Source organism: Mycoplasmopsis mucosicanis (assembly GCF_006546935.1).
Classification (GTDB): domain Bacteria; phylum Bacillota_I; class Bacilli_A; order Mycoplasmatales; family Metamycoplasmataceae; genus Mycoplasmopsis; species Mycoplasmopsis mucosicanis.
Map to the genome: position 1 here is coordinate 1 of NZ_SMDN01000022.1, position 7,917 is coordinate 7,917.

General features: G+C 30.2%; 8 protein-coding genes, 1 tRNA gene and 1 pseudogene. 4 read left to right on the plus strand and 6 right to left on the minus strand.

The features are described from left to right. Positions 1 to 118: 118 nt before the first annotated feature. Positions 119 to 259, plus strand: a pseudogene (gene rpsT / locus E1I18_RS03485) (30S ribosomal protein S20); the annotation flags it as partial. 90 nt (positions 260 to 349) lie between these two features. Here the strand turns inward: rpsT and E1I18_RS03490 are convergent. Together E1I18_RS03490 and E1I18_RS03495 are read right to left on the minus strand one after the other, a co-directional pair. Further along, complete coding sequence (locus E1I18_RS03490) at positions 350 to 1,336, minus strand: alpha-ketoacid dehydrogenase subunit beta (protein WP_141484205.1); 987 nt, start codon at positions 1,334 to 1,336, stop codon at positions 350 to 352. Positions 1,337 to 1,364: 28 nt separating this feature from the next. Continuing rightward, complete coding sequence (locus E1I18_RS03495) at positions 1,365 to 2,447, minus strand: thiamine pyrophosphate-dependent enzyme (RefSeq protein ID WP_141484206.1); 1,083 nt, start codon at positions 2,445 to 2,447, stop codon at positions 1,365 to 1,367. 337 nt (positions 2,448 to 2,784) lie between these two features. Between E1I18_RS03495 and E1I18_RS03500 the strand changes: the two genes are divergently transcribed. The 3 genes from E1I18_RS03500 to E1I18_RS03510 all read left to right on the plus strand — a co-directional run bounded on the left by E1I18_RS03500 (position 2,785) and on the right by E1I18_RS03510 (position 5,983). Next, complete coding sequence (locus E1I18_RS03500; RefSeq protein ID WP_141484207.1) at positions 2,785 to 3,681, plus strand: DegV family protein; 897 nt, start codon at positions 2,785 to 2,787, stop codon at positions 3,679 to 3,681. 221 nt (positions 3,682 to 3,902) lie between these two features. Next, positions 3,903 to 4,646: a hypothetical protein gene (locus tag E1I18_RS03505; protein WP_141484208.1), complete on the plus strand. Its 744-nt coding sequence runs from the start codon at positions 3,903 to 3,905 to the stop codon at positions 4,644 to 4,646. Continuing rightward, the gene (locus E1I18_RS03510) at positions 4,637 to 5,983 is read left to right on the plus strand and encodes an MAG4530 family protein (RefSeq protein WP_141484209.1); all 1,347 of its coding nucleotides are present in this window, start codon (positions 4,637 to 4,639) and stop codon (positions 5,981 to 5,983) included. The genes E1I18_RS03505 and E1I18_RS03510 overlap by 10 nt, the downstream gene beginning before the upstream one ends. Here the strand turns inward: E1I18_RS03510 and E1I18_RS03515 are convergent. From E1I18_RS03515 to E1I18_RS03740, 4 genes are all read right to left on the minus strand, one after another. Further along, positions 5,945 to 6,388, minus strand: a complete 444-nt coding sequence (locus tag E1I18_RS03515; RefSeq protein WP_141484210.1) for a hypothetical protein — start codon at positions 6,386 to 6,388, stop codon at positions 5,945 to 5,947. The genes E1I18_RS03510 and E1I18_RS03515 overlap by 39 nt on opposite strands. A 24-nt stretch (positions 6,389 to 6,412) precedes the next feature. Next, a tRNA-Trp gene (locus E1I18_RS03520) sits at positions 6,413 to 6,487 on the minus strand. A 187-nt stretch (positions 6,488 to 6,674) separates the two neighbouring features. Then, positions 6,675 to 7,379 (minus strand): PQ-loop repeat-containing protein, encoded by a 705-nt coding sequence (locus tag E1I18_RS03525; protein WP_141484211.1) that lies wholly within the window; start codon positions 7,377 to 7,379, stop codon positions 6,675 to 6,677. 138 nt (positions 7,380 to 7,517) lie between these two features. After that, on the minus strand, positions 7,518 to 7,917 hold a 400-nt coding region (locus tag E1I18_RS03740; protein ID WP_170218545.1), incomplete at its 5' end, for a hypothetical protein.

Below are 7,917 nucleotides of genomic sequence, written 5' to 3' on the forward strand. Positions count from 1 at the left end.
ATTCTTCATAACTAAATTATATCAAATTGTATATAATTGTATATAAAAAGTTAAAAAAAATTAAGTACGTAGTACTTAATAGTCGAATAAGTGAGCGATTAATTATCGCAACTCAGAAACGCAGGAATTGGTACAAAAAGCACATTCAATTATTGCTACTGCAGTGCAAAAAGGTGTTTTCCACCCAAACAAAGGTGCTAGAAAATCATCTCGTCTAGATAAATTTGTTAACGAACAAAATGCTAAAACAAATGCTTAAAATAAGCGTCCAATCTTAAACAACCGCAAGGTTGTTTTTTTGTGCATTTTGATAATAAAAAACAGGCCAGTGGCCTGTTTAAAATCTTAATTATCCTAAGATTTCTTTGATTACAGTAGCAATTTTTTGTTTTGTAATCATGAATTTGCCTTCCAATGCTGGAAGTGGAACTGTAACGTCTGGTGCGTTTAGACGAACAGGTACTGATTTTAAGTCATCGAATGCTTTTTCATTTACACGTGTAATGATTTCAGCAGCAATTGAACCTGATTTAACAGCTTCAGATACAACCAATAGACGTCCTGTTTTTTTAACAGATTGAACGATTGTTTCAGTGTCAAGAGGTTTGATGGTTCTTAAGTCAACAAGTTCGATTGAGTATTCTTTACCTTCGTCAGCTAATTGTTTAATAACTGCAAGACATTCGTGAACCATGTGTCCGTATGTAACTAATGTTAAGTCTGAACCTTCAACTTTAACATCTGCTTTACCTAGAGGAATGCTGTAGTATCCTGCTGGAATTTCTTGTTTGAATGCACGGTAGTCATGTTTGTGTTCTAGGAATACAACAGGGTCATTATCTTCGATTGATGCGATTAAAAGACCTTTTGTGTCATATGGAGTAGATGGCATAACTACTTTTAGCCCTGGAATGTGAGCGAATAATGCTTCAACAGCTTCTGAGTGGTGTTCAAGAGCTTTAACTCCACCACCACAAGGCATTCTAAGTACCATAGGTACATTTAATTTACCACGTGATCTGTTTCTTAAACGAGCTGCGTTACCAAATAATTGTCCTAAACCGTAAAATGCGAAACCTGAGAATTGAATTTCAACAACTGGTCTAAGTCCTACCACTGCTGAACCAATTGCTGTACCAACGATTGCTGATTCTGCAATAGGTGAGTCATATACTCTTTCTACACCATATTTTTTTTGTAAACCTTGTGTTGCACGGAAAACACCACCTTCAAATCCAACGTCTTCACCATAAACAATAATGTTTTTGTCTTTTTCCATCATAACGTCTAAAGCGTTAGTGATGGCTGCTATGTTATTTACTTTAATTAATTCCATAATATATCTCCTTATTATTTAAAATGAATTATTCGAATCTTCTGTTTGCTTCTCGTTGTTCAACAAGTTCTTCAGGCAAGACTTCGTAGGTGTAGTTGTAGGTTTCGTCGTATGTTCCGGCTGCAAGGGTTTCTGTAGATTTTTCGTAAGCTACTTTAGCTTCTTCTGTAGCTTGGGCAACAATTTGTTCTTTTTCAGCTTCTGATGAAATACCATTTTCAAATAGGTATTTTTCAATACGGTGGAATGGTTCTCATTTTTCGTGTTCAATTTCTTCTTCTCTTGTACGGTATACACGAGGGTCATCTGAAGTGGTGTGTTGACCTTGACGTCATGTAACCATTTCAATAAGAACAGGACCTTTACCTTCACGTGCTCATTCTGATGCTTCATGAAGTGCTTCGTAAGCTGCTAATAAGTCGTTTCCATCAACACGAAGTGAAGGAATGTCGTATGATGCAGCTCTTTGTGAAAGAGTTTTAACTTTGTAGCTATTGTGTTCTGGAACTGAGATAGCTCATCTGTTGTTTGCAACTACAACTACAAGTGGTAAGTTGAATAGTGATGCTCAGTTAAGACCTTCGTGGAATTCACCTTCGTTTGTACCACCATTACCAATAATTGTAAATGCTACACCGCCATTTCCTTGCATTTGAAGTGCTTTAGCAACACCTGCACCTTGAGAAATTTGTGAAGCAATATATACTTGCATTGGAATAATGTTATTTTCAAATTTTGAACCGTATTCTGAACCTCTTCAGTATAGATATACTGTTTCCATTGATTCTCCACGAGCTAGTAAAGCTCCTAATACACGGTAGTGAGGAACAAATCAGTCTTGTTTTTTCATTACATAACCAAGAGCAACTAGGTGAGCTTCTTCTCCTAAACCAGGAGCAAATGTACCTAAACGTCCAGTTTTTTGTAAAGTTAAAGCATAGTTGTCTCATGAACGAGCTCTTAGCATGTGTTTGTACATATCTTTAAGTTGTTCTTTTGACGCTGTTGGTTGGAATGATTTGTCGATTAGATCACCATTAATGTCTAAGAAACGAATCATTGTTTCTGGGCAACTCATTACTTTGCCCGCTTCGATGAATTTGTATTTCATATACGTATGCGTTTCCTTTCGTAATATAAATGTATTTTTATACGATTTAATTATACAAAGATAACACAACGCAAAAAATATTTTTATGTTTATACGTGGAAAAAAGCAAATAAATGCAAAAAACAAACAAATAAATACGTTTTTTGCTATTTTTAGCAATTTTAATATGCAAATATTTACACACGTACGGAAATATTTTTATTCATTTATTTTTTTTGGACAATTTTTTTTAATTTTTTATGTTAAATTTTTAACTGTCTTAGGTCGCTGCATATTATAAGTAAAGTCATAAAATATTAATATTAAGATATCTAAATTACTTTATAATTAAAACATTATGAAATATGCAATTGTAGTCGATTCATCTTGTGGCCTAACACAAGAACAAGCAGAAAAATTAGGTTATTTTTATCTACCACTTCACATAACAATAAATAACAAAGAATATAGAGATGGAATTGATGTTAATGGATCAAATTTATTTGATTTCTATGATAAAAAATCATTTGGCAAGACATCTGCAGTTAATATGGGGCAAGCCAACGATTTACTTGAAGAGTTAAGTAGCGAATATGATAAAGTTTTGGTTTATCCAATCTCTAAACATCTTTCAGGAACATGTTCTGCATTGACAACAATCGCACAAGAATATGAAAATGTAAGAGTAGTTCAATCAATTCAAGTTGTGCAAATTATATTATTGGATTTAGTTTGATTCCAATATCAAATGAGTATTGATCCTTCAAAATTTGATGAGTATGTTGAGCAATTAGAAAATGGATGATTTAGAAATACTGTTACTTTGATTCCTAAATACAATGACTATTTGGTTAAGGGAGGTCGCTTACATCCAGCGGCTGCTGCAGTAGCAAAACTATTTAAAATTGTGCCTATGATTTGCTTTGAACAAGGACAATTAAAAAAAGAAGGTGTAGGTCGCAGTTTTACCAAAACTACTCTAAAATCAGTAGAAAAGAAAAAAGAAATACTTCCTTTAAAAGAGGGAAAAGAGCCTTTGGCAATGGTTTTGCACTCTATGGCTTTAGAGAATGAAAAAAGTGAATTTATCAATAAAGTTGTGCAAGAATTCAATGTTAATCCTGTTGTTGATATAATTCCACCTGTTATTGCAATACATACTGGCCCTGAAGCATTAGCCATTGTTATCTTTGAGCTCGATAAAGTAATTATTGATAAATTTGTTGAGACAATGGACAAAATTAAAATCAAATAATAAAGTACAGAGTTTATTTATATTTGCTCTGTATTTTTTATTTACTTTTGCTTTTATGAAACACTCTAGTTGACCAAAAAAATACATTTTAATCTATTTAAGTCTGTATTTTTCACATTTTTTCACATTTTGCTTGTTTTTATTGTTTTTTCAACATAAAAAAATGTGTGATTGTTTTCATATTGTAATATGAATGTATAACAAAAAAAATTGGAGGTTATATGTTAATTACAAACGTAAACGTAAACAAAGTAGTTCAACAAACTACAGAAAATAGAGTGAGGCATCTAGAATCAAGAAAAATTCGTGATATTAAGATTGCTAACTTTAAAAACTCAGTAATGAGAAAATTAGAAGGTATCAGAGAAAGATCGTTTTACAAACACGAAAAAGATACTAAACTTAATTCATTTATTACTGAAGCTGAATGAAGGTCATTAGAAATTGATTTTGCTATTCAAGTTGAGGCCTTTTTGTATTTACATAAAGGTGTAAAGGCTGTAGGAAAAGATGTGACAGATTTTCTAAGAGACAATAACTGACTTTGAGAATTTATGGGTGGTTTATCAGATGCTGTCGGAAATCTAGTTGATGCAACAGCCGGGGGACCTAATCAACATCTTGAAGCTGCTGCACAAGGTGCATTTATAGTTACCACATTATTGTCCAAACTCAAGCAAGATAACAAACCATTCGAATATTATAATGAGTTTGTTATAACAATATTTTCTAGACTAAGTGGTATTGTCGGAACACGTGATATAGATTTATTAATAGATGCTCTATCAACAGCAAAAAGTGCATTAGAAAGTATTGATTATAAATGAACAAATTTCCTTACTTTGTTTATTTCAAGATCTAATGCAAGTAGTTTATTGGAAAGGGCAAAAGGTTTAAGAGAATTAGCATTAAATCGATTGTTAGATGAAGAAAGACAGTCTGCTTGGGGTAATTCATGATATTAAAAGAAAAAATAGAATTTGTTAAAAACAAGCTTTTGAAACCAAAAGTAGGCGTTAATTTCTTTACATTTGTATTATCGATGTTTTTAGCAATCATAAATATTGTGGCAATAATTGGTGAAACAATTGAGCCAGGCTCATTTGCAATACAGAAACAAATTAGGACTCAAAGAGATAACGAAATTATCATTACTTTCTTGTGAGTAACATTAACAATCCTTGTTATGTGATGTTTAAACTCAGTTGCAAACATAATGATCAATAAATTATTTAAACACAATTTCTTTAGAGCATTGAGATGGGCAAAAATTAAGGCATTCACAATATTTTGTTTTGATTGAATAGTCGCTCTTTCTAAAAAAGTCAATCAAATTGATACTAAAGAACTCAATATTATTAGAAATTTAAGCTCTTCCAAAAATCTCGTCCTTCAAGGCAGTAAAGCTATAGCATTTAAGTATAAAGACTTTTATAGAGAGCCAAATGATATTGATTTTATTGCGTTAAAATCTACATTAGAACAATTTGATGTAAAAAAATTAGAAATAGAAATAGACTATGAAGATGAGTGAAGTTTAAAAGGTCACAAATCTAATCTTTCTATAGAAATATTAAAGTCAAAATTAATTCCGCAAAAGTATGTAGCATCAGTAATCCGTAGAGATGATGAGGGCTTTAATGTTCCAAACAAGCACTGGATGTTAGCGATGAAATTGCATCAACTTTTAACGCTTTATCAACTGCACAAACAAGGCAAAAATATTGAAGCAAAACTAAATAATAATTTAATCGACCTTGCATTTTTATTGAGTAAATTCAATTTATGATGTTCAAAGAAATCATTAAAATATTTTATGACATTGAGTGTTTCTAATATGTTTGTTTCATATGCATTAAACTCTAAATTGTTTGATGATTTTGAAGAAGTAGATGAATTTATAGCATTTTTATCTCAAAAAGTAGACAAGATTGGCTTTATTGATGAACTTAAATCGTTCTTTGAAATATCACTACAAAAAATACTTAATGAACCACTAGTAGTAAAATTACACAAAAATATCAATAAAATCGTTGAAAACAAAGAAAAAATAGAAACTCTTTACACCGAATCATCAACTGCTGATGAGAAAAATATACGTGGTTTAAAACGTTTGTTTAGCAGCGAGCAAGAACTGCATAACTTTGAAAATAAGCACTATCTTAAAGAAATACAAAGCTTAAAAAATTTCAATTTTATCAATGCTTTTTGCTTCGAAAACACACAAAATTCAATAGATATTAGAGAAATACTTATGTGAGAATTAATTAAAAATATGGAGGTAAGTTATGAAAACCAATAAACCTCTAAAAGTTTTTAGTATTATTCAGATAATTTGACTAATATCGATTGCTTTGTTTTCCTTCTTTGGATTTGTTGGAGCTTTTGCACAAAGCATATCTCAACCTATTTTTTGATTATATGGCACATTAATATATTCAACTATTTTTGCTCTAATTTGCTTATTTATGATTTTTTGCTTCTTTACAATCTTTGAACTTGTAAATATGCCTCAATTCAACAAGCACAAAATTTGATTTACAATCGCTCCATTTTCAATCTTTGTTTTATTCATAATTCAGCTTATTCTCTGATTTTTACTTAAAAATCAACCACTTTTATACAATGCAATTAAAACATTTATATCGTTATCATATCTAGCAATAGCAATATATTCAATATATTTATATGTTGATATATTAATCAAACCTAGAAAAAAGGTATAAAAAAATGGCAGGAGTGACAGGACTCGAACCCATAACACACGGGGTTGAAGCCCGTTGTTCTACCATTGAACTACACTCCTAGCTCAAATTGCTATGTAATTATATCAAAAAAAATGAATAATTTCAATATTGAAATCATTCATTTTTTTGTTTCTAATTTTTATGTGTGTTTTAGACAAAAACATAAATTTTATTGAGTTTTATTGAATAAAAAGTGCGTTTTTGTGTTTTTAAACACATTTATAAGTGTTTGCTGCTTCACACTTCCTACTTACTCATTTGTTTGTGTTTATACTTAAACATTAAGCAAATGCAGATTTGAACAATATATACAATAGCCCCTACAGTTTGGAACAATAAAGTTACAAATCACATTGGAGAGAATTTATCCAATAATAATACAAAATAAATTCCTAGAGATATGTTAATTAATAATCCACATATTAATAATATAAAGGATACACCTTCAGCTGATCTATTTTTGATAGTTTTAACTATTTGAGCAATGAATGGTAGTGCTGTACATGAGTTTCCAATAATTATTAGTGTTGTTAAAAGAGGACTTTTTTGTTCAAAATAACCTTCTCTTTTCAATGAATATTCAACAATTCATCAGGTTAATAAACCAATAAAAATTGCTGATACTATTGTTATGACAATTAATTTTGTAACAAAATTAATTCTTTTATCAAACAACATAAATGAACTTATTGTCAAGGCCATTATTCCAACAAAAAGAGTGTTTCCAATAATATTTATTATTGGATCTTTATCAACATTTATTGGAATGTCTTTTTTTAGTAAAGTCATAACAGCTACAAAGATTGAACCACCAATGAAATATATAAAGAACGCAGGGTAAGAAACATTGGAAATATTCTTTGTTTTTAGCGTTGTTATTAATTGTGGAATTGGTAATATGACCATTAAACTGGCCGAAATAATACCAAAAACAAAAATTGCTGCTTGCATTTTTCTCCTATAAAATGATTAATTTATTAAAATTTTGCAATGCAAATTAATTATACTAATTAATACTTATTAAATGTCTTAAATAATATGACCGCACAGAATTACTTGCTAGAGCAAAGAAAAAAAGCCTATTGGCTTTTAGTTAGAGGTTTGTTGAGCAATTTCAGGTAATTTGATTTCTGAATCAGGAGTTGTAAATGTTAATTTGTATGAGAGTTTAGGGTGAGCAGCAGGTAATTTAGAAACCTTTAACTCTGTTTCTACTATATATGAATATGACTTAACTTGTTTTGTTTTACTATCAATAGTTAGCGAAATCTCAGAACTTGTTATTTTTAAGTCTTGTAAGCCTTTTAGATATTTTTCCAATTTATCAAATTTTTTGATTTCTAAAAATTCTTTTATCTTCTCAGATACAGATTTTTGAAGTTTTATAGTAAACTTATCATTATCTCTTGAAACCTGTGCAATATTTTCTTCTTTTCCAGCAAATAATATTTTTGCAAATATTGAACTTTCATATGGTTTGCTAAATGCT